General features: G+C 62.2%; 23 protein-coding genes. 7 read left to right on the forward strand and 16 right to left on the reverse strand.

The window, feature by feature from the left end; genetic code table 11:
* The 3 genes from HH213_RS01970 (at position 1) to HH213_RS01980 (ending at position 3,465) form a co-directional block, all read left to right on the forward strand.
* Positions 1 to 708, forward strand: a complete 708-nt coding sequence (locus HH213_RS01970) for a DUF3106 domain-containing protein (RefSeq protein ID WP_169110434.1) — start codon at positions 1 to 3, stop codon at positions 706 to 708.
* Entirely contained in the window at positions 698 to 1,225 is a 528-nt protein-coding gene (locus HH213_RS01975; RefSeq protein WP_169110436.1) for an RDD family protein, read from the forward strand. Before HH213_RS01970 ends, HH213_RS01975 begins: the two co-directional genes overlap by 11 nt.
* A gap of 107 nt (positions 1,226 to 1,332) precedes the next feature.
* Entirely contained in the window at positions 1,333 to 3,465 is a 2,133-nt protein-coding gene (locus tag HH213_RS01980) for a prolyl oligopeptidase family serine peptidase (protein WP_169110438.1), read from the forward strand.
* Here HH213_RS01980 and HH213_RS01985 read toward each other — a convergent pair whose 3' ends face one another.
* From HH213_RS01985 to HH213_RS02035, 11 genes are all read right to left on the reverse strand, one after another.
* The gene (locus tag HH213_RS01985; protein WP_169114904.1) at positions 3,466 to 4,104 is read right to left on the reverse strand and encodes an RNA pseudouridine synthase; all 639 of its coding nucleotides are present in this window, start codon (positions 4,102 to 4,104) and stop codon (positions 3,466 to 3,468) included. It abuts the gene before it with no gap.
* Positions 4,105 to 4,138: 34 nt separating this feature from the next.
* Positions 4,139 to 5,149 (reverse strand): low-specificity L-threonine aldolase, encoded by a 1,011-nt coding sequence (ltaE, locus tag HH213_RS01990; RefSeq protein WP_169110440.1) that lies wholly within the window; start codon positions 5,147 to 5,149, stop codon positions 4,139 to 4,141.
* Entirely contained in the window at positions 5,149 to 6,039 is an 891-nt protein-coding gene (locus tag HH213_RS01995) for a class I SAM-dependent methyltransferase (protein ID WP_169110442.1), read from the reverse strand. Before HH213_RS01995 ends, ltaE begins: the two co-directional genes overlap by 1 nt.
* A gap of 10 nt (positions 6,040 to 6,049) precedes the next feature.
* Positions 6,050 to 6,391 carry an ISC system 2Fe-2S type ferredoxin gene (gene fdx / locus HH213_RS02000; RefSeq protein ID WP_110849016.1) on the reverse strand — a complete coding sequence of 114 codons (342 nt, stop codon included), beginning with the start codon at positions 6,389 to 6,391 and terminating at the stop codon, positions 6,050 to 6,052.
* 22 nt (positions 6,392 to 6,413) lie between these two features.
* Positions 6,414 to 8,294, reverse strand: a complete 1,881-nt coding sequence (gene hscA, locus HH213_RS02005) for a Fe-S protein assembly chaperone HscA (protein WP_110849017.1) — start codon at positions 8,292 to 8,294, stop codon at positions 6,414 to 6,416.
* A 60-nt stretch (positions 8,295 to 8,354) separates the two neighbouring features.
* A complete protein-coding gene (gene hscB, locus HH213_RS02010) occupies positions 8,355 to 8,870 on the reverse strand; it encodes a Fe-S protein assembly co-chaperone HscB (RefSeq protein WP_169110444.1) in 516 nt (171 codons plus the stop codon).
* 6 nt (positions 8,871 to 8,876) lie between these two features.
* Positions 8,877 to 9,200, reverse strand: coding sequence for an iron-sulfur cluster assembly protein IscA (gene iscA, locus HH213_RS02015; RefSeq protein ID WP_110849019.1), 324 nt, complete (start codon positions 9,198 to 9,200; stop codon positions 8,877 to 8,879).
* A 49-nt stretch (positions 9,201 to 9,249) separates the two neighbouring features.
* Positions 9,250 to 9,642 carry a Fe-S cluster assembly scaffold IscU gene (gene iscU, locus HH213_RS02020; protein ID WP_110849020.1) on the reverse strand — a complete coding sequence of 131 codons (393 nt, stop codon included), beginning with the start codon at positions 9,640 to 9,642 and terminating at the stop codon, positions 9,250 to 9,252.
* A gap of 25 nt (positions 9,643 to 9,667) precedes the next feature.
* The gene (locus tag HH213_RS02025) at positions 9,668 to 10,924 is read right to left on the reverse strand and encodes an IscS subfamily cysteine desulfurase (protein ID WP_169110446.1); all 1,257 of its coding nucleotides are present in this window, start codon (positions 10,922 to 10,924) and stop codon (positions 9,668 to 9,670) included.
* Between the two features lie 37 nt (positions 10,925 to 10,961).
* Positions 10,962 to 11,441 (reverse strand): Fe-S cluster assembly transcriptional regulator IscR, encoded by a 480-nt coding sequence (gene iscR / locus HH213_RS02030; protein ID WP_110849022.1) that lies wholly within the window; start codon positions 11,439 to 11,441, stop codon positions 10,962 to 10,964.
* Positions 11,442 to 11,557: 116 nt separating this feature from the next.
* On the reverse strand, positions 11,558 to 12,334 hold the full coding sequence (locus HH213_RS02035) for a uracil-DNA glycosylase family protein (protein WP_169110448.1): 777 nt from the start codon (positions 12,332 to 12,334) through the stop codon (positions 11,558 to 11,560).
* A gap of 117 nt (positions 12,335 to 12,451) precedes the next feature.
* Here HH213_RS02035 and HH213_RS02040 point away from each other — a divergent pair, with 117 nt between their 5' ends.
* Positions 12,452 to 13,504 carry a S41 family peptidase gene (locus HH213_RS02040; protein WP_169110450.1) on the forward strand — a complete coding sequence of 351 codons (1,053 nt, stop codon included), beginning with the start codon at positions 12,452 to 12,454 and terminating at the stop codon, positions 13,502 to 13,504.
* Here HH213_RS02040 and HH213_RS02045 read toward each other — a convergent pair.
* From HH213_RS02045 to HH213_RS02060, 4 genes are all read right to left on the reverse strand, one after another.
* Positions 13,436 to 14,680 (reverse strand): glucoamylase family protein, encoded by a 1,245-nt coding sequence (locus HH213_RS02045; protein WP_308494523.1) that lies wholly within the window; start codon positions 14,678 to 14,680, stop codon positions 13,436 to 13,438. The two genes, HH213_RS02040 and HH213_RS02045, sit on opposite strands and share 69 nt — an antisense overlap.
* 150 nt (positions 14,681 to 14,830) lie before the next feature.
* The gene (maiA, locus tag HH213_RS02050; RefSeq protein WP_169110454.1) at positions 14,831 to 15,475 is read right to left on the reverse strand and encodes a maleylacetoacetate isomerase; all 645 of its coding nucleotides are present in this window, start codon (positions 15,473 to 15,475) and stop codon (positions 14,831 to 14,833) included.
* Complete coding sequence (locus tag HH213_RS02055; RefSeq protein ID WP_169110456.1) at positions 15,475 to 16,497, reverse strand: fumarylacetoacetate hydrolase family protein; 1,023 nt, start codon at positions 16,495 to 16,497, stop codon at positions 15,475 to 15,477. Before HH213_RS02055 ends, maiA begins: the two co-directional genes overlap by 1 nt.
* The gene (locus HH213_RS02060) at positions 16,494 to 17,033 is read right to left on the reverse strand and encodes a VOC family protein (protein WP_169110458.1); all 540 of its coding nucleotides are present in this window, start codon (positions 17,031 to 17,033) and stop codon (positions 16,494 to 16,496) included. The genes HH213_RS02055 and HH213_RS02060 overlap by 4 nt, the downstream gene beginning before the upstream one ends.
* Positions 17,034 to 17,120: 87 nt before the next feature.
* Between HH213_RS02060 and HH213_RS02065 the strand changes: the two genes are divergently transcribed.
* From HH213_RS02065 to HH213_RS02075, 3 genes are all read left to right on the forward strand, one after another.
* Entirely contained in the window at positions 17,121 to 18,035 is a 915-nt protein-coding gene (locus tag HH213_RS02065) for a LysR family transcriptional regulator (protein ID WP_110849029.1), read from the forward strand.
* 99 nt (positions 18,036 to 18,134) lie between these two features.
* Positions 18,135 to 18,686: an NAD(P)H-dependent oxidoreductase gene (locus tag HH213_RS02070; RefSeq protein WP_169110460.1), complete on the forward strand. Its 552-nt coding sequence runs from the start codon at positions 18,135 to 18,137 to the stop codon at positions 18,684 to 18,686.
* A gap of 44 nt (positions 18,687 to 18,730) precedes the next feature.
* A complete protein-coding gene (locus HH213_RS02075) occupies positions 18,731 to 19,300 on the forward strand; it encodes a gamma-glutamylcyclotransferase (protein WP_169110462.1) in 570 nt (189 codons plus the stop codon).
* On the opposite strand, the gene HH213_RS02080 is transcribed toward HH213_RS02075, so the two are convergent.
* A complete protein-coding gene (locus HH213_RS02080; RefSeq protein ID WP_169110464.1) occupies positions 19,292 to 20,449 on the reverse strand; it encodes a PA0069 family radical SAM protein in 1,158 nt (385 codons plus the stop codon). The two genes, HH213_RS02075 and HH213_RS02080, sit on opposite strands and share 9 nt — an antisense overlap.
* Positions 20,450 to 20,561 lie beyond the last annotated feature (112 nt).

The following is a 20,561-nucleotide window of genomic DNA, read 5'->3' on the forward strand; positions in this document are numbered from 1 at the left end:
ATGGCATGGAGCGGTCGCGCCAAGCTGGGCGCAGGGGTAGCAGTGGCGGTGGTCGCACTGGGCGGCGCGGCCTGGCTGGGTAGCCAGCCGGATGCGCCGGAGCTGGTCAAGGCGCCGGTAGCGGCGGTGGCCGGCGGCAAGCTGGCCGGCAAGCCCCCTGAAAAAGTATTGTGGAAAGATCTGTCGCCTGCCCAGCAGCAGGCGCTGGAGCCGCTCGCCGGTGAGTGGGACCAGATGGAGCCGATTCGCCGGCAAAAATGGCTGGGCATCGCCAAGCGCTACGCACAGATGAAGGCGGATGAGCAGATCCGCGTGCAGGAACGCATGCGCGAGTGGGTGCGCATGACGCCGGAAGAACGCCGTCAGGTACGCCAGAACTATGCCCGCGCGCAGAAGCTGAATCCGTCGCAGAAGGCGGTCTCGTGGGAAGAGTATCAAACGCTGTCGGACGAGCAGAAGAAAGAGCTGGCCGCGCGCGCGTCCACCCGCAAGCAGGTGGTCAATCTGCCGACGCCGGCACAGGCCAAGATGCACTCGCCGGCGCCGGTCAAGCCGGCCGCGCCGCCAGCCGCACCGGTGATCTTGCCGGCGACGCCAGCCGCCGCCCCGGCCGATCCGAATGCGCCGCTGCCGAACGCGTCCAACGTGACGCCGATTCCGCCGACCTCCACGCCGCCAACCCAGGGCACGCCAGCCGATGTCAAATAACTTGGTCACCACATTCCCGACCGTCAAGCGCCGCCTGATTTCGATGGTGTACGAATCGCTGCTCGGCTTTGCCGTGCTGTTCCTGCCGTTTTTGATCTTCGAGATCGCCACCCACGCCAGCCATGCGCCGCTGATCGAACACATGCGGCAAGCGCTGGCATTCGTGGTGCTGGGCTTCTACTTCATCCATCAATGGACCCGCGACGGCCAGACGCTGGCCATGAAAACCTGGCGCATGAAGCTGGTGGGCGCGAACGGCGGCACTGTGACGCCGCGCGCCGCCGCCGTGCGCTACCTGCTGAGCTGGATGTGGATCTTGCCGGCGCTGCTGGTGGCGCTGGCGCTGGACCTGCATCGCTGGCCGGCGCTGGGCGCGATCCTGGCCGGCATCCTGCTGTGGTCGCTGACCGCCTTCCTCGACAAAGACCGCCAGTTCCTGCACGACAAACTGGCCGGCACGCGACTGGTGCAACTGCCGCCGCTGCCAAAGAAAAAGAAAGCCGCAGCGCCGGTGTAACCACCCGTCGTCATTCCCGTGAAAGCGGGAACGGGGATTTGTGGCGCAGCTGTATTTTTTTCAACCTTCCGTGGCAGAATAGGTTTTTCTGCCATGAGGGACTGAAAATGAAACCTGTCGCCTACGGCGTCGCGCTAGCTTTCGCCGCTTCCACTGCCTTTGCCGCCGACATCCCGCCGGCCCCAGTCGCCCGCGTCGCTCCCGTCACCGACACCTACTTCGGCGAAACCATCACCGACCGCTATCGCTGGATGGAGAACGACAAGGACCCGGACTGGCTGCCCTTCCTCAAGCAACAGAACGCCCACACCCGCGCGATCCTCGACACGCTGCCCAAGCGCGACGAACTGCTGAAACGCATCCAGCAACTGTCCGGCGACATCGCCGCGCCAGCGCGCGTGGAGAAAAGCGGCACACGCCTGTTCTATCAACAGCGCCCGGCCGGCTCCAACAACTTCAAACTGTTCGTGCGCGAGGGCGGCAAGGACCGCGTGCTGGTCGATCCCACCAAGCTCGATACCAAAACCAGCCACGTCTCGCTGGACTGGTGGCATCCGTCGCCCGATGGCAGCAAATTGGTATATGGCCTGTCGAAAGACGGCAGCGAGGATTCGGTCTTGTACATCATGGAGGTGCGCAGCGGCGAAATACTGAAAGAGCGCATCCCCAATACCGAAGGCGCGGAACCCAGCTGGCTGGCCGACAGTTCCGGCTTTTTCTACACCCAGTTGACCGGCAAGGTGAACACGCCTGAGCGCTATCTCAACGCGCAGGCGCGCTTCCACAAGGTCGGCACGGACGCCGGCAAAGACCCGGTGCTGATGAAACGTGGCCTCGATGCTGCGGTCCAGTACGAAAAGATCCAGTCGCCATATATCGAAGTCTTCCCGCATGCCGACAGCGCCGTGCTGCTGTTGTCCGACGTGCGCCAGGAAAAGCGCGTCTACACGGCGCCGCTGAAGGACGTCCTGACAGGCAAGGCCAAGTGGCAGCTGGTCGCCGACTTTGCCGATGAAGTGACCGCCATCGACCTGCACGGCGACGACCTGTATCTGCTGTCGACGCGCGGCCACCCGCGTGGACGCCTGTTGAAAACCTCGGCCAAGGCGCCGTCACCGGCCAGCGCACAGGAAGTGGCGCCGGAATCCGAGCTGGTACTGCAAGGCCTGGCGCGCGCCAAGGACGGCTTGTACATCCGCGCCATGGATGGCGGCATCGGCAAGCTACAACGCCTCGGTACGGACGGCAAGGTAACCAGCATTGCCCTGCCCTTTGACGGCACCCTTGGCTCCATCGACGCCGACGCCGATGCGCCGGGAGCACTGGTGATCCTGTCCGGCTGGTTGCAGCCCACCGGCATCTGGTCGGTAAGCGCCGACGGCAAGCTGGCCGACACCGGCATCACGCCGAAGCCGGCGATCGACGTCAGCGCCTACACCACCGAGCGCCGCTTCGCCACCGCCAAGGATGGCACCAAGATACCGTATTCGCTGATTTACAAAAAAGGCCTGAAGCTGGATGGTAAAAACCCCGCCTTCATCTCGGCCTACGGCAGCTATGGCGCCGCTGCCTACACCCCGTCATTTGCGGGACGCACGCTGGCGCTGGTGGACCAAGGCGCGGTGGTCGGCTACGCGAATGTGCGCGGCGGCGGCGAGTTTGGCCGCGAGTGGCATCGTGCCGGCCAGCTTGAAAACAAGCCGAATACCTGGCGCGATTTGATCGCCGTGTGTGAAGAGATCCAGGCCAAGGGCTACACCTCGCCGGCGTACCAGACCATCGGTGGGCGTTCGGCCGGCGGCATCACCATGGGCCGCGCACTGGAAGAACGTCCGGACCTGTTTGCGGCGGTGATCTCCGGCGTGGGCTGGCACAATCCGCTGCGCTACGTGGCCGAGCAGAATGGCTACGGTGAGGAACCTGAGTGGGGGGCGATTACCGACCCGGCAGGCTTCAAGGCGTTGAAGAGCATCGATAGCTATCAGCAGGTGGTGGACGGGACCAAGTATCCGGCGGTGTTGCTGACTACCGGCGTAACCGACCCGCGCGTGGCGCCGTTCCATCCGGCGAAGATGGCGGCGCGCTTGCAGGCCGCCACCGTGAGCGGCAAGCCGGTACTGCTGCGGGTGGACTTTGATGCAGGCCACGGCATGGGTTCAACCCGCGCGCAGCAGGACGCGGAAGCAGCCGATACCTACGCCTTCATCCTGTCGCAAACGGCGGGCGCCGCCGCGAAGTAATCAGAAGCGCTCGTAGCCTTGCAGGTAGCGCCATTCGCCTGACGGCAGGCTGGCCATGGAGATGCGTCCGACGCGGATGCGCTTCATGGACACCACCGTCAGGCCGACTTCCTTGCACAGCTTCTCAATCAATCCCAGCTTGGCGTTCTTCATGGCGAAGCGCAGACGCGTTTCGTTTTGCCAGCTTACCTTGCCGTTGATTTGGTTCAGCTGCTGCAGGCCGCCTTCGATGATGGCGCCGGAGACTTCAACAATAATCTCCTGCTCCAGCGATTCTTCGGACAGCTTGCGGTTGACCCGGAAGTCCTGCGTGAAGACCACCAGGCCACTGGCCTTGGCATCCAGCGGCACCATCTGCTCCTGACCGGTGATGTGGCGCTTGAGGAAGCGCTGCCCCGGCGAGGAACGAGTCAGCGTCTCTTCCTTCAGCAGATGCAGCGGCTGCGCCGTACCGGCTGGCTTGTGCAGCAGGATGGTGACCGGCACGATTTCCATCAGCGTCGCATCTTTCGCAATGCTGATCTGCTGCTCCGGTGCGACGCGCGCGCCGGCTTCCTCCACCAGCTTGCCATCGACGCTGACATAGCCGCCTTCGATGTACAGCTCCGCTTCGCGGCGCGAGCACTGGCGTTCTTCCATCACGCGCTTGGACAAGCGGACGGTATTGTCATCATTATCCAAAGAAGTCTCCAAACACGGTGATGGCGCGGTCGATGTCGTCGCGCGGCGCGTCCATGTGGGTGACGATGCGCAGGCGCGGCGCCATCGACACGCGGATGCGCGTCAGTTCCAGCACGTCGCTCAAGCCTTGCTGAACAAATTGCGGAATGTCGACATAGAAGATATTGGTCTGCGGCGTGCTGACCTTGAGGCCGCGCATCTTCGCCAGCTCACCGGCGAAGTAGGCAGCGTTGTCATGATCTTCGGCCAGGCGTGGGATGTTGTGCTCCAGCGCGTACAGGCCTGCGGCCGCGATGACGCCGGCCTGGCGCATGCCGCCGCCCAGCATCTTGCGCCAACGCTTGGCTTCCTTGATCAGCGGCTTGGTGCCCAGCAGAACCGAGCCGACCGGCGCGCCGAGACCTTTGGACAGGCATACGGACACCGAGTCAAAGCCTTTGACGATCTCGCGCGGGCTCACCCCCAGCTTGACCGCCGCATTGCAGACGCGCGCGCCGTCGAGGTGCGTGGCCAGTCCGCGATCGTGCGCCAGCTTGGTCGCCTGCTGCACGTAGTCCATTGGCAGCACGCGGCCGTTGATGGTGTTTTCCAGCGCCAGCAGCTTGGTGCGCGCAAAGTGGAAATCATCTGGCTTGATGTACGACGCGATGTCATCCAGCGCGATGCTGCCGTCAGCCTGATTGATGATCGGCTGCGGCTGGATGCTGCCCAGCACCGCAGCGCCGCCGCCTTCGTAGCGGTAGGTATGCGCTTCCTGGCCGACCAGGTATTCGTCGCCACGGCCGCAGTGCGCCAGCAACGCGAGCAGATTGCTCTGTGTGCCGGATGGCGCGAACACCGCATCTTCAAAACCGAACAAATCGGCCGCATATTCCTGCAGGCGGTTGACGGTAGGATCGTCGCCGTAGACGTCGTCGCCCACTTCTGCGAGATTCATGGCAGCGCGCATGGCGGCGCTGGGACGCGTGACAGTGTCACTGCGCAGGTCGAGCCAATTCTCCATTACGCTACCTCTTCTTCAGCGAAGAAACGGGTGTTCATCTCTTGTAGGCCAACCGTCTCCAACACCTCTTTCAGGCGCTCGGACGGACGCTTGCGCGGCAGGTTTTTGTAGGTGGCGATAATCAGCTCATTCTTCATCGAGTGTTCCCAGCCTACCAGCTCGGTCACGGTGACGTCGTAGCCATGCGCTTCCAGTTGCAGGCAGCGCAGCACGTTGGTGATCTGGCTGCCGAATTCGCGGGTATGAATCGGGTGGCGCCAGATTTCGGTCAGCGCGGATTTGCCCAGCGACTGGCCCTTGTTCTTCTTCAGGACCGAAGCCACTTCGGCCTGACAGCACGGCACCAGCACGATGTGCTTCGCCTTTTTCTTCAGCGCGAACTGGATGGCGTCATCGGTCGCCGTGTTGCAGGCGTGGAGCGCGGTCACGACGTCGATCTGCTCCGGCAGCAGCTTCGATTCGGTGGACTCGGCCACTGACAGCGGCAGGAAGGACATGCCGGGGAATTCAAATTGTTTGGCCAGTTCCTGCGAACGCGCCACCAGCTCTTCGCGCGTCTCGATGCCGTAGATATGCGAACCGTTTTTCAGCGCCTTGAAGAACAAGTCGTAGATGATGAAACCGAGGTAGGACTTGCCGGCGCCGTGATCGACCAGCGACACATTGTCCTTCTTGGCCAGCACTTCCTTCAGCAGCGGCTCGATGAACTGGTACAGGTGGTAGACCTGTTTCAGTTTGCGGCGGCTGTCCTGGTTCATCTTGCCGTCACGCGTCAGGATGTGCAGTTCCTGTAGCAGGGCTACGGTCTGGCCTTCGCGGATCTCGGGCATGTTGTCGGCGCTGGTGACGGTGGCGCCGATCTTCTGGACGGGTTTCTTGGGCTGCTTCATCGCTTTGGTCTCAGTGACCGCCTTCGCTCGCGTGATTGATGGTGTACTTCGGAATTTCGACGACCAGGTCTTCGTCCGCCACCACGGCCTGGCACGACAGGCGCGACACGGCTTCCAGGCCCCAGGCTTTATCCAGCAGGTCTTCTTCGGTTTCGCTGGCTTCGTTGAGCGAGTTGAAACCTTCGCGCACCAGCACGTGGCAGGTGGTGCAGGCGCAGGATTTTTCGCACGCGTGCTCGATGTGGATGTCATTCTCCAGCATGATGTCGCACAGCGTCTTGCCGGCTGGGGCGTCGATCACGGCGCCGTCCGGGCACAATTTTGCGTGGGGCAGGAATACGATTTGTGGCATGGTTAAACTCTTTATCTATTTTTTAAACTACTTGGTCCAGCGCTTTGCCGGCCAGCGCGCTGCGCACGCTGCGGTCCATGCGACGCGACGCAAATTCTTCGGTGCCGTGGGCCAGTGCCTCCACCGCCGCTTTCACGGCCAGATGATCGACAGCGCCAGTCTGCGATTGCGCGACGATGTCGCGGGTGTTCGCCATCACGGCATCGACGGCGGCGCGCTCTTCATCCGACAGCAGCGCCGCGTCTTCGTCCAGCGCCGCCTGGGTCGCCAGCAGGATGCGTTCCGCTTCCACTTGCTCTTCACGTAGCGCGCGCGCCTTCATATCGACATCGGCCGAAGCGTGCGACTCCATCAGCATGCGCGCCACATCGTCGTCGCCCAGACCATACGATGGCTTGACGGTGATCGATGCTTCAACACCTGAGCGCAGCTCGCGCGCGGACACCGACAGCAAGCCGTCCGCATCCACCTGGTAGGTGATGCGAATGCGCGCCGCGCCGGCCGACATCGGCGGAATGCCGCGCAGCTCGAAGCGCGCCAGCGAACGGCAATCGGCCACCAGTTCACGTTCGCCTTGCAGAACGTGCACCGCCAGCGCGGTCTGACCGTCTTTGAAAGTGGTGAATTCCTGCGCGCGGGCGCAAGGAATGGTGGAATTGCGCGGAATGATTTTCTCCACTAGGCCGCCCATGGTCTCGATGCCCAGCGACAGCGGTATCACATCCAGCAGCAGCCAGTCGTCGCCGGCGGCGCGGTTGCCGGCCAGCAGATTGGCCTGCACGGCGGCGCCCAGCGCCACTACCTTGTCCGGATCGATGTTGGCGTGCGGCGTGGTGTGGAAATGCTCGCTCACCGCGCGGTGCACGTGTGGCATGCGCGTGGCGCCGCCGACCATGACCACACCATCGACGTCGTCCGCATCGACATTGGCGTCGCGCAGCGCTTTCTTGATGGCCTTCATGGTCTTGTCGATCAGGTGTTTTGTGATCTCCTGGAAGGTCTCGGCGGTGATGGTGATGTGCACCTGCTCGCCCGATTTGAGCGCGGCGTCCACCGTCACTTCGGATTTAGTCGACAGCAGTTCCTTGGCTTCACGCGCTTTCACCATCAGCACAGCGGTGTCTTCGTCCGACAGCGGCGCCAGTTTTTCTTGCTGGTGAATATGGCAGAACAGGCGGTGATCGAAATCATCGCCGCCCAGCGCGGAATCGCCGCCGGTGGCCAGCACTTCAAACACGCCTTTGCTCAACTTGAGGATCGAGATATCGAAGGTGCCGCCACCCAGATCGTAGACGGCGTAGATGCCTTCCGAACCGTTATCCAGGCCATAGGCGATAGCGGCCGCAGTCGGCTCGCTCAGCAGGCGCAGCACATTCAGGCCGGCCAGTTGGGCCGCATCCTTGGTGGCCTGACGCTGCGCGTCGTCAAAGTAAGCCGGCACGGTAATCACCGCACCGACCAGATCATCGCCCAGCGAATCTTCTGCGCGCTGGCGCAGCGTGGCCAGGATCTGCGCCGACACTTCCACCGGGCTCTTGACGCCAGCGACGGTCTTCAGCTGCACCATGCCAGGCGTGTCCTGGAAGTCGTATGGCAGGTTTTCCGCGTAGGCGATATCGGCCAGGCCGCGGCCCATGAAGCGCTTCACCGAGACGATGGTGTTTTTTGGATCGGTGGTCTGCGCCGCCTGCGCCTTGTAGCCGATGTTGGCGTGACCGTTAGGCAAATAGCGCACCACCGACGGCAGCAGCGCGCGGCCATCTTCGTCGTTCAGCACTTCTGGAATGCTGTTGCGCACAGTCGCCACCAGCGAATTGGTGGTACCCAGATCGATGCCCACCGCCAGCCGGTGCTGGTGCGGTGCGGTCGACATGCCTGGTTCGGAAATTTGCAGAAGTGCCATGGGTGAGACCTGTATTTTTATGTAATCAGCTGAGGCGGCGCCGGCATGCGGCGCCGGGCTTCAGGCTTCGATTGCTTCAAAGGCGAAGCGGACTTCTTCGCCGAATTTTTCGAGGAACATCAGCGCGCGCACGCCTTGTGCGGCGGCGGCGTAGTCGGCGGCGTTGATCTGCTGCTCGATCTGCGCCAGCTGGTCCTTGCGGGCGTTGCGCAGCTGTCTGTCGAGCGACTCCAGTGCGTCGCTGTCCTTGCCGGCGCGGGCGTCGCCCAGTTCTTCGCGCCACTCCATCTGCTGCATCAGGAAAGCCATCGGCATTGAAGTATTCGACTCGGTCTGCAAATCGACGCCAGCCAGCTCGCACATGTACTGCGCACGCTTCTGCGGATTTTTCAGGGTCTGATAGGCTTCGTTGGCGCGGGTGGCCCACTGCATGGCGACGCGCTTTTCGGCGTCGGTGGCATTGACGAATTTGTCGGGATGGACGCGGCCTTGCACGTCGCGGTAGGCGCTGTCCAGCGCCACCGCGTCTACGGCAAACTGCAAAGGCAGGTTGAAGAGCTCAAAGTGATTCTGCATGACGGCTTAGACGCGGAAACTTTCACCGCAACCGCAAGCGTCTTTTTCGTTCGGGTTGTTGAACTTGAAGCCTTCGTTCAGGCCTTCGCGGGCGAAGTCCAGTTCCGTGCCGTCGATGTACGGCAGGCTTTTCGGATCGACGAATACCTTCACGCCGTGCGATTCGAAGACGCTGTCTTCGTCGGTCACGTCGTCCACGTATTCCAGCTTGTAGGCCATGCCCGAGCAACCGGTGGTGCGCACGCCGAAGCGCAGACCGATGCCCTTGCCGCGGCGTTCGATGTAGCGGTTGATGTGTTTCGCTGCTTTTTCGGTCAGGGTGACTGCCATTTGATTCTCCCGCGCCCCGGCGTCAAGCCGGAGCGACGTGTCGTAATGATTACGCTGCTACGGTGGCGTGCTTGTTCTGGTAGTCCAGGACTGCAGCCTTGATGGCGTCTTCCGCCAGGATCGAGCAGTGGATTTTCACTGGCGGCAGCGCCAGTTCTTCGGCGATCTGGGTGTTCTTGATGGCCAGTGCCTGGTCCAGGGTTTTGCCCTTGACCCATTCGGTCACCAGCGAGCTCGATGCGATCGCCGAGCCGCAGCCGTAGGTTTTGAATTTGGCATCTTCGATCAGGCCATCGGCGCCGACCTTGATTTGCAGTTTCATGACGTCGCCGCAGGCTGGCGCGCCAACCATGCCGGTCCCGACGCTGTCGTCGCCTTTTTCGAAAGCGCCAACGTTACGTGGGTTTTCGTAGTGATCCAGTACTTGTTCCGAGTAAGCCATTTTGATGCTCCTGTATCTTGAAAAATTAGTGGGCTGCCCATTGGATCGAGCTGATGTCGATACCTTCTTTGAACATATCCCACAGCGGCGACAGTTCACGCAGTTTGTGTACCTTGGACTTCATCAGTTCAATCGCGAAATCGATGTCGGCTTCGGTGGTGAAGCGGCCGATGGTGAAACGGATCGAGCTGTGCGCCAGTTCGTCGCTACGACCAAGCGCGCGCAATACATAAGATGGTTCCAGCGAGGCCGAAGTACAAGCGGAGCCCGACGATACCGCCAGGTCTTTCACCGCCATGATCAGCGACTCGCCCTCAACGTAGTTGAAGCTGACGTTCAGGTTGTGCGGCACACGGTGGTCCATGTCGCCGTTGATGTAGGTTTCTTCGATCTCTTGCAGGCCCTTGGCCAGACGGTCGCGCAGCGCTTTGACGCGGGCGATTTCGCTGTCCATTTCCACTTTCGCCAAGCGGAAGGCTTCGCCCATGCCGACGATCTGGTGGGTCGGCAGCGTGCCCGAACGCAGGCCGCGCTCGTGGCCACCGCCGTGCATTTGCGCTTCGATGCGCACGCGCGGCTTGCGGCAGACGTACAGCGCGCCGATGCCTTTCGGGCCGTAGGTTTTGTGCGCGGTGAAGGTCATCAGGTCAACCTTGGTTTTTTGCAGGTCGATCACCACTTTGCCGGTCGCTTGCGCGGCGTCGCAGTGGAAGATGATGCCTTTCGAACGGCACAGTTCGCCGATCTGGTCGATCGGCTGGATCACGCCGATTTCGTTGTTGACCAGCATGACCGAGATCAGGATGGTGTCCGGACGAATCACGGCGGTCAGCTGCTCGATGGTGATCAGGCCGTTGTCTTGCGGTTCCAGGTAGGTCGCTTCAAAACCCTGGCGCTCCAGTTCACGCACGGTGTCCAGCACGGCTTTGTGCTCGGTTTTCACGGTGATGATGTGCTTGCCCTTGGTCTTGTAGAACTGCGCCGCGCCTTTGATGGCCAGGTTGTTCGATTCGGTGGCGCCGGAGGTCCAGATGATTTCGCGCGGGTCGGCATTGACCAGGGCAGCGACGTTGGCGCGCGCCTCTTCCACCGCTTTCTCAGCGGTCCAGCCGTACATGTGGCTGCGCGAGGCCGGATTGCCGAACTGCTCGCGCAGGTACGGAATCATCGCATCGGCGACGCGCGGATCGATCGGCGTGGTGGCCGAATAGTCCATGTAGATCGGGAAATGCGGCGCGGTCTGGAATTTCACGTCAGCGATGTTTTTTTCTGGGGCGTTCATCTGGTTACTCCGTTATCTATCCGTATGGCACAGGGGCTTACACTGCGGCGTGGTTGCCGTTGCGGTGCATATGCACCACGTTCTGTGCCGCGTCCTTCTGCTTTTGTTGATCGACCAGATCCTGCAGTGAGACGGAATCCAGATAATCAACCATTTTTTCGTTCAGCGTGGCCCACAACTCGTGGGTCATGCAGCGCACGCCGCTGGCGGCATCGGCGCCGTGACAATTTTCCTTGCCGCCGCACTGCGTGGCGTCCAGCGGCTCGTCGACGGCGATGATGATGTCGGCGACGGTGACTTTATCGGCGCGGCGCGCCAGGCTGTAGCCGCCGCCGGGGCCGCGGATCGATTCGACGATTTCGTGGCGGCGCAGCTTGCCGAACAATTGCTCCAGGTAAGACAGTGAAATTGCCTGACGCTGGCTGATGCCGGACAGCGTAACCGGGCCCTTGCCTTGGCGCAACGCCAAGTCAATCATCGCAGTCACAGCAAAACGGCCTTTGGTGGTCAGACGCATCACTACCTCGGTTGGATTAAAATATCGACCTCATCGCCAATCACAAAGCCTGATTAGTTGATCGAATTAGTCAAGTATACCAAACTTTAATAAAGCTTGCTGGTCGGCCCTCGGTTTTAGCCCTGGAGCAGGCGCATCGGCCGGAACAGCTCGTGCATGGCCTGATTACCTATGAAGCTGAGGTTATACGGATGCTCGGCGACAATCTGCGGGAAATCTTTCATTACCGGCAACTTACTCAGCAATTCAGCGATTTTCCCCCACAGCACCATGGTCGGCACGGTGGCAGCTTGCCCGGCCAGCCCCGCCATCACTGTCTCAAAGAACGGCAGCCAGGCCTTGGCATCCTTGACCGGCGCCACGTGGCTGCGGAACACCAGCGAGGCATTCAGCAGCAGGAAACCCTGTTCGGTCAGCTTGCGCTGCATATCGGCCAGCGTGAGGATGTGGCTGCCCGCGCCACTGCGCGCCCGGGCCGATACGGCCGCCATGGCTTCGCCGGCGGTATTGCTCAGCTGGAGCTGGCCATCGGCCACCAGCAGCATCTTCATGAAGTTGCGCAGCGAGGTGGCCTTGTTGACCGGCTTAGACAAGCCGCCACCGCTTTCCTCCGACCACAGACCGCCAACCGCGCCATCCATGAAACAGACGCCGGTGGCGCTCTCTGCTCGCGGATATGGTCCTTCGCCGACTAGTACATACTTCACCTTATTGAGCGGTAATGCGAACGCGGCAAACAGGCGTTGCTCGGTCGGCAGGTACTGATCCTGCGCCAGTTGCGGCAGGTAGTCGGGCGTGGCCGCCATCATGGCTTCCAGCCCCTCGATCAGCAGCGGGCGCCAGGAAACATCGGCGCGCTGCAGCGCCTCCAGGATAGTGCTTGGAATCGTCATGAAGAAAGATGCTTTCGGGGAAAGGCGAGATTGTAACGCGACCAGCCCTCCAACGGCACTTTCTGATGGGAAAGTGTTAAGATAATTTTCGAATAAATAGCTTACTTTGAGGAATACATGGGTCGTCAACGCTGGATTGCCGGTGCGCTGCTGTTCTTGATGACAAGCGCCGGCGCGCAGACCGCTTCCGCCCCGGCGCTGGACGAGGCGCTGGACGCGCCGACGCGCGCGCACATCATCAACGAATATGCGCGCAGGCTGACCGAACAGCACGTCGACGGTCCGCGCGCCAAGGCGGCGGCCGACGATTTGCGCAAGCGCCTGGCGCGCGGCGAGTACGACGATCAGCTGACCGCGCGGTCGCTGGCGGCGCGCGTCACCCGCGACCTGGCGGCGGTGGCGCCCGACCGGCATACCTATCTGGAATGGGTGCCCTACGACTTGGGCGACGAGCGCCAGCGTCCTGTGCCGCCAGCACCGTCGGCCGACAACTTCGGCCTGCGCCGCTTTGAATTGATGGCCAACAATATCGGCTACCTGAAAATCACTCGTTTTGCCCCGCTGGACCGGGCATCCATCGAGGCGGCCGGCCGCTTCATGGCGCAGGCGGCCGACTGCCCTGCCCTGATCATCGACGTGCGCGACGCCGGCGGCGATGGGCAGCAAATGGCGGCGCTGCTGTCGAGCTATCTACTGGTCGACCGGCGCAGCTATATTTTCCCGGACAAGCAACTGCATCTGCACGACCAGATCGATCGCGAGGGCCACGTCACGGCCGAGTATTGGACGACATGGGATGTGGCCGGCAAGCGCTTTGGCGGCTACAAGCCCCTGTACGTGCTGGTCAACGACAAGACCAACGGCGCGGCCGAGGGCTTTGCCTACGATTTGCAGCAGTATGTGAAGCGCGCGGTGGTGGTCGGCGCGCCTACCATGGGCGATGCGCGGGTCGGCAGCAAGCAACGCATTTCGCGCCAGTTGCAGACCTCGATTGCCGTCACGCGGGCCAGCAACGCGATGACCCGCGCCAACTGGGAAAGCATGGGCGTGCAACCGGACCGCATGACCACGTCAGGCGCCGCGCTCGACACCGCGCTGCAACTAGCCCGCGACGCCATCCTCGTCCAGCCAGCCACCGGCAAAGCCCGCGCGGCGCAGTCCGCTCCGTAACGCGGCGTTCTCGCGCATCAGGCTCCACGGAAAATCATGCAGGTGGTTTTCCACCATGATGACGGTCGGCCCCTCGTTGATGCCGAAGTGATACGGCGATACCCAGCGCCGCCCGCCCCTGCCATGGTGAAACACGGTAGAGAACGAGGCCTTGAAGCCGTACGGGTTCTGCTCGCACAAATGCAGGCTTTGGTAGTGCTCGATGCTGGGCAGGACGATCTCCGGCGCGAACGGCAGCGAGGCCGCCACCGCCCAGGGCGCCAGCGTGCCGTCGTCCGGGCCGTATGGCGCGCCACGTCCGACATAGTCGTAAAACTTGCGCTGGATGCCGTCGATCTTGCGGGTGGCCGGGCCGGGTCCGTCGCTGGCCGTGATGCCCCAACACAGTTCGCCGTAGTCGGGAAAGCCGAGCGGGTTGTCGATGGCGTAACGTTGCTGCACGTGGGTGGCGCGGCGGCTGTTCTCAAAATAATCCAGGTCGTGCGCGCGCATGAAATCGTCGCGGATGCCGCGCAGGTCCAGCCAGATGTGCGACATCTGGTGGATGAACAGCGGCCCGGCATACAGGTAATCGATGCCGTAGACCGACTTCCATTCATAGGTGCTGGACCAGGCGTCGTAGCTGTCACGCTCGATCGGAAAGGTTGGCGAGCCCAGCGCCAGGATGTACAGGATCAGGGCTTCGTCGTAGCCTTCCCAATGCCAGCGCAAAAAACCTTTGCCCGGTTTCCAGCCGTGACACATCAAACGCTTGCGGCGGCACATCCAGCGCCAGTCGACGCGGCGGTACAGCATGTGGGCCAGTTCGCGGATCTCGCGCTCCTCGGGCGTGTCGGCGCTGAAGTAGCCGGCGGCGGTCAGCATGCCGGCGATCAGCAAGGCGGTGTCGATGCTGGACAGTTCGCAATCCAGCACGCGCTGGCCGCTGTCCATGTCGAGAAAATGATAGTAGAAGCCCTTGTAGCCGGTGGCGGTCGGCGAATCGCTCTGTTCGCTGGCGGCGAAGAAACGCAGGGTGGTCAGCGTGCGCGCAACGGCATCCTCACGCGGCATGCAGCCACGCTCGACGCCGATCGGATAGACCGTCAACGCCATGCCGACGGCTGCGATGCTGGCCGGCCAGTCATCGGCGGTCTTGTCGCGCACCAGGCCGTTGAGCGGATTAAACTCGCTCAAGAAATAATTAAACGAGTCTTTTTGCATTGAATGCAACAGAGCCTGCGAGTCGCCGGAAGTCATGGGATAGCCTGGGTGATACCGAAGCCTGCATACTCGCACACCACGCGACGCTGATATGTTCCTCAGCGCACGTAGCGGTACATGGCGCTATTCGGCGTCCGGCTGCTGGGCGGGGTGTGCCTGCTGGAAAGCGGGCAGTTCGTTGCAGGCGGCGTGGATGCGGGCGATGGTGGGGTACGGCGCCAGATCGACGCCGAAGCGCTGGGCGCTAAACACTTGCGGCACCAGGCAGCAGTCAGCCAGGGTCGGCGTGTCGCCATGGCAGTAGCGGCCAGTGCGCGGGTCGTTGGCCAGCAAGGATTCCAGCGACGACATGCCTGTGCGCAGCCAGTACTGCTGCCATGCGAGTTTGACCTCGTCCGGCACCGCGAGTTCCCCGGTCAGGTATTTCAGCACGCGCAGGTTACCGAGCGGGTGGGTATCGGCCGCCACGGTCAGCGCCAACGCACGCACCCGGGCGCGGCCGGCCGGATCGGATGGCAGCAGCGGCATTTGCGGCTGCGTTTCTTCCAGGTATTCGATGATGGCCAGCGATTGGCCGATGACGTTGCCGTCGTCTTCCAGCGCTGGCAGCAACATGGCCGGGTTGATGGCACGGTAGGCGTCGCTCAGTTGTTCGCCGCCATTGCGCAGCAGGTGCACCGGCGCCGCATCATAGGCGATGCCCTTGAGGTTGAGCGCAATGCGCACGCGGTAGGCGGCCGAGCTGCGGAAATAGGTGTAGAGCTTCATCAGCCGCGCTCCTGGTACGGGGTGACGGTTTGTTCGATGGCGCCGAAGATGCTGGCGCCCTGCTCGTCCTTCATTTCGATGCGCACGCTGTCGCCGAATTTGAGGAAGGCGGTCTGCGGCTTGCCGGTCTCGATGGTTTCGTACATGCGCACTTCCGCCAGGCAGCAGTAGCCGACGCCGCCGTTGGCGATGCTCGATCCGTGCAGACCGCCCTGCTTGTTGGATACCGTGCCGGAGCCGATGATGGTGCCGGCTGCCAGTTCGCGGGTGGCGGCCGCATGCGCCACCAGTTGGCCGAAGCTGAAAGTCATGTCTTCACCGGCGTTGGGCTTGCCGAATGGCTGGCTGTTCAAGTCCACTAGCAGCGGCAGGTGCAACTTGCTGTCGGCCCAGTGCGCGCCGAGCTCGTCCGGCGTAACAGCCACCGGCGAGAAGGCGCTGGCCGGCTTGGACTGGAAGAAGCCGAAGCCTTTCGCCAGTTCGTTCGGAATCAGGTTGCGCAGCGAGACGTCGTTGACCAGCATCACCAAGCGGATGGCTTGCGCGGCCTCCGCCGGCGTGGCGCCCATGCGGACGTCGCCGGTGATGACCGCGACTTCGGCTTCCAGGTCGATGCCCCACTCTTCTGACAATGCGTAAATCGGATCGCGCGGGCCAACGAAACTGTCCGAGCCGCCCTGGTACATGAGTGGATCGGTGTAGAACGAGGCCGGCACGTCGGCGTTGCGCGCCTTACGCACCAGCTCGACGTGGTTGATGTAGGCTGAGCCATCCGCCCATTGGTAGGCGCGCGGCAGCGGCGAGTGGCATTGCTGCTGCTCGAACGGCTTGGCATCGACTGCCTCGCCGCTGTTCAGCGTGGCGTAGACCTGCAGCAGACGCGGCGCGACCAGCTCCCAGTTGTCGAGCGCATGTTGCAGCGTGGCGGCGATCTTCGGCACATGCTGGTAATGCGACAGGTCGCGGCTGACCACCACCAGGCGGCCATCGCGGCTGCCGTCTTTTAGCGTGGCCAGCTTCATGCGTGGTCTCCGGCCGGCGCGTGCATCCAGGCCGCGTGGGCCGGCGCTTTCCTTGTTTGCGACCACTCTTCCAGCATCGCCCATTTGACGTCGTCCAGCTTCTGCATCATTTCCGGCGTGGCAGTGTTGCAGGCCAATTCCAGGCGGTGGCCGTTCGGATCGAAGAAGTAGATCGATTTGAAGATGGTGTGGTTGACCGGGCCAATGACGTCGATGCCGGCGGCGACCAGGCGTTCCTTGGCGGCCAGCAACGCTTCCATGCTGTCGACTTCCATCGCCAGATGCTGCACCCAGGCCGGCGTGTTCTGGTCGCGCCCCATGTCGGGCTGGGTCGGCAGTTCGAAGAAGGCCAGCACGTTGCCATGGCCGGCGTCCAAGAACACGTGCATATACGGGTCCGGCGCCTTGGTGGATGGCACTTCGTTTTCTGCAATCGCCAGCACGAAGTCCATATTCAGGTGTTTGACGTACCACTCGACGGTTTCCTTGGCGTCTTTGCAGCGGTAAGCGACGTGGTGTATCTGTTTGATTTTCATAGCTGTCTCCATCTTGATGTCCGCATTAGATGCCAGATTCAGATATCATACAAATCGTATTTATCTCATCATTTATCAGAATTTCCCATGAATCCCAGCCTGCGACAAATGCGCGCTTTGGTGGCGCTGGCCAAGACCGGCAGCTTCACCCTGGCCGCCGACCATTTGAGTGTGACGCAATCGGCGTTGAGCGGCCAGATCAAGGAATTGGAGCAGCTGCTGGGCATGCGCGTGGTCGAGCGTACCACGCGCAAGACCCAGCTTTCCGAGCTTGGCCGCGAACTGTATCCGCTGTTCGACAAGATGCTGCACGACCTCGATCGCGCCATGGCCGACATCGCCAGCCGCAAGGCGCTCAAGCAGGGCTCGGTGCGCGTGGCCGCGCCGCAGATGCTGTCCTGCACCATGATGCCGGAAGTGATCGCTGCCTACCGCGCCCGTCATCCCGAGGTGCAGGTACGGCTGACCGACTGCCCGCTGGAACAGGTGTCGGCGCGCGTATTCAGCGGCGAAGTCGACTTCGGCATCGGCCCCGAGCGCGACGCCACCGCCGAGATCGAAGCGCAGGCGCTGTTTGAAATGCCCTTCGTCGTGGTCTACCCGGACGGCCACGAGTTGGACCAGCGCAAGCGCATCAGCTGGAGCGACGTCAACCGCTACCCTTTCATATCATTGCAAGGCCAGTTCACCGAGCGGCTGTTGCGCGATGTTCACGTTTCCTTCAGGGAACTTTCGCTCAGTCCGCACAATGAGGTGACCTTCATGACCACCGCGTTGGCGATGGTGCATGCGCGCCAGGGCATCACCGTCTGCCTGCCCTACGCCGAGAAAATGGTGCAGCTGTATGGCCTGAAAATGCGGCCGCTGGCGGCACCGGCGCTCACCCGGCGCTTCTTCATCTACCGCCGTGGCGCCCGCGCGCTGTCGCCAGCAGCCGAGAGTTTTGCCGCTTTTTTGCACGAATTTGTCGCTGCGCATGAATGGAACCGGCCCTTGTCTTAATCACCAAAAATTACGACACTTACAATTCCTTTCAATTAGGAAAGGCTAATTGCCACAAATCTATTGTGGAAGCGGTTTCTCTCTGTGTATGCTTCATTGATGAATATTTTGCACATTGACTCCTGCGCCTTGGGCGACAATTCCACGTCCCGCCAGATCACGCTGGCGGCCATCACCGCATTGACTGCGGCTAACGAACAGGCCACCGTCCTGTACCGCGACCTCGCTGCCTCGCCGCTGTCACACGCCAGCGGCCCGCTGTTGCAAGTGATCAGCCAGCGCTGGGACGCCGAGATTCCGATGAACGCCGAACTGCGCGCCGAAGCCCTGCAAAGCGCCTCGCTGCTGCGGGAATTCCAGGAAGCCGACGTGGTGGTGCTGGGCGCCCCCATGCACAACTTCTCCGTCCCGTCGACGCTCAAGGCGTGGCTGGACCGCCTGCTGGAACTGCATACTGCCACCGGCCAGGGCCGCGCCGATCCGCACCTGATCCTGGTCACTTCCGGCTGCGCCGTGATGGGCCTGGAGTCCGAAGCGAAACTGGTCGGTCAACACGAAGTGCTGCTCAAAGCCGCCTTCGATTTCATGGGCGTCCGCCGCCTGCACGTGGTACGCCAGCTGGCCGATCTGCCAGCAGCACTGGCGCTTTAACACGCGCGCTGATGTTAGCGCTACCGCTGTTTTATAATAGCGGTATGACTGCGGACACCATCGCCATCAATCAATTGATGGACAAGTTTGACGGCCATCACAGCGTTTGGCTGTTTGGCTACGGCTCCTTGATCTACAAGGCTGACTTCCCCTACCTGCAACGCCGGCCGGCCAGCATTGCCGGTTGGACGCGGCGCTTCTGGCAAGGCTCGCACGACCATCGCGGCACGCCGGAAGCACCAGGCCGCGTGGTTACGCTGATCGAAGAGCCAGGCGCCATCTGCCACGGCATGGCCTACCTGATCACGCCGGAGGTGTTCGTTCACCTGGACCACCGCGAAAAAAACGGCTATCTGCGGCTGCCTCTGTCCATCACCTTTGAAGACGAGGGTGAAGTCGAAGGCCTGGTCTACATCGCCACGCCGGACAACACCGCCTTCCTCGGTGCCGCCTCCGAGCAGGAGATAGCCGCCCACATCGCCCGCGCCGCCGGCCCAAGCGGCCCCAATAGCGACTACCTCAACCACCTGGCCAGCGCCCTGCGCGAACTGGGCCGCCACGACCAGCACGTGTTCGAGATCGAACGCCATCTCGCTGCATTACGATTAAAATAAATCCAGCTGCCCCGCATCGGCCGCCGCCTTGGCGCGCGCGCCCAGCGGTGGCACCACCAGTGGCCGGGTGAACTGCGACGCATCCATGTGGTGGAAGCGGCTGCCGTGGCCCGTCAGCCCCAGCCGCTCCGAGGCGATCTTGACGCGCTGCCGTATCAGCTCTGCCCACACGCCCTCGCCCTTCATGCGGGTGTCGAAGTTGCTGTCGTAGTCTTTACCGCCGCGCATTTCACGCACGCGATTCATCACCCGCTGCGCCCGCTCGGGGAAATGCGCTTGCAGCCATTCCTTGAACAGCGGCGCCACTTCCCACGGCAGCCGCAGCACCGTGTAGTGCGCGCTGATGGCGCCAGCCTCCTTGACCGCCTCCAGTATCCGCTCGATGTCCGGCTCCGTAATGAAGGGGATGATGGGCGCGATACTGACTGCCACGGGAATACCGGCGTCGGTCAGTGTGCGGATGGTGCGCAGGCGACGCGCCGGGGCTGCCGCGCGCGGCTCCAGCGTACGGGCGATGGCCGGGTCCAGCGTGGTGAGCGTGATGGCAACGCCAGCCTGCTGCCTGGCCGCCATCGCCGACAGGATGTCGATGTCGCGTTCGATTAGCGAATTCTTGGTGATCAGGCCTACCGGATGCTGGCATTCCTGTAACACTTCCAGCACGCGGCGCGTGAGCTTGTACTGGCGTTCGCAGGGCTGGTAGGCGTCGGTGTTGACGCCCAGTGCGATCGACTGCGGCTCGTAGCCCGGCTTGGCCAGTTCGCGCCGCAGCATTTCCGGCGCGTTGATCTTGGCGAAGATCTTGCTCTCGAAGTCCATCCCTGGAGACAGTCCCAGATAGCTGTGCGTAGGCCGCGCAAAGCAGTAAATACAGCCATGCTCGCAACCACGATACGGATTGAGCGACACGCTGAACGGCAAATCCGGCGATGCATTGCGACTGAGGATGGACTTGCAGATTTCCTCGGTGACGTGGGTTTTCCATGGACGCTCCTCTTCTTCCTCGCGTTCCCAGCCGTCGTCATAGGCTTCGCGCGCGTTGAGTTCGTAACGGCCCTGCATATTGGACACCGCCCCCCGCCCTTTTTGCGCCTTGAGCGAAGGCGGTGGCAGCATTACCTGCTGCTGGTTGTTTTCATCGTGGGACATGGCATCGCTCGAAATACTGTATACATATACAGTATATTAGACCTTCGCCGCCGCCATATCAAGTGAAATCCGCTTGCATCCTTGGGGAGCGCCGGGGCAAGCTGGTATCATG

This window comes from Duganella dendranthematis (assembly GCF_012849375.1).
GTDB classification, from domain to species: domain Bacteria; phylum Pseudomonadota; class Gammaproteobacteria; order Burkholderiales; family Burkholderiaceae_D; genus Rugamonas; species Rugamonas dendranthematis.